Source organism: Mesorhizobium sp. M7A.F.Ca.CA.002.05.1.1 (genome assembly GCF_003998335.1).
Lineage (GTDB): Bacteria > Pseudomonadota > Alphaproteobacteria > Rhizobiales > Rhizobiaceae > Mesorhizobium.
The window spans coordinates 1-944 of sequence record NZ_RZQI01001398.1 but is presented as its reverse complement, the minus strand read 5'-3'; the positions used below and the strand labels follow the sequence as shown (position 1 = coordinate 944).

The 944-nt window shown below is 64.6% G+C and carries 1 protein-coding gene; it reads right to left on the bottom strand.

What is annotated here, in order from left to right:
* Positions 1 to 944, bottom strand: a 944-nt coding sequence (locus EN939_RS38395; protein ID WP_442919598.1) for a hypothetical protein, incomplete at both ends; no start/stop codon positions are given.

Sequence of the window (944 nt, the reverse complement as noted above, 5' to 3'; positions counted from 1 at the left end):
GTTCAAGTTGAAGTCGCCGGCGCCGCCGAGCAGCAGCGATGCCGCCGCCAGCCCGTGCGTCTGCGTGACCGTGCCGTTCGACGACAGCGCTAGCGTGCCGGCGCCGATCGACACCGCCCGGTCGATCGCGAAGGTGGTGGCCGCCGTTTCGATCTGCCAGTTGGCGAAGGACAGGCTGCCGACATAGGTCGATCCGACAGTCGCTGCAGCGGCGTCCTGCAGCGCCGAAAGAGACGTGATCGAACTGTCCGCCTCGTCGAGACGCCAGTTGCCATAGACGTTCAGGTTGGAGACATTCCCGCCCGCAAGCCCGGTGCGAAATGTCACGCCGTTCTGAGCCCCGGAACTGTCGTCCGGATGCGAATCGCGAACGGTGTAGGCCAGCACGCTGTCCGATATCCAGCCGGTCGGCACGGCGATGTAGTAGTAACCGTTGACGCCCGTGGTCACCGTGCCGATGTCGACACCGTTCGAGACGCCGGTGACCCAACCGGGATTTTTTGCATAGTAGGGCTGTCGCGTGGCCGACGAGAGCGGTGTGATGCCGCCATCCTTGTAGGCGATGCCGGAGATCGCCTGGATGCCGTTTGGATAGAAACTGTTCAGATACGGGTAGAGACCGCCGGTTCCGCCGACGAAAGCGGAGCTCAAGCTGGTGGCGCCGCCGCCCTGCAGCTGTGCCGTGGTCAGGCCGGTGCTGGTGACGCCTGCAGCGCCTTGGCCGGCAACGCCCGTCGTCGTTCCTGACGTGGTGGTGTCGAAATAGACATTGGTGACCGTGCCCCAGGAAAAGCCGACGCTGCCGCCAACGCCGGTAGCGCCCAGAAGTCCAAGCACGGCGACTGTGGAATAGCCGTCGCTGATGGCGCCGACATTGAACCCGACCAGGCCGCCGATGTTGTCGCCACCGACAACCGAACCACTGGCATGGACCTGGCTGATCG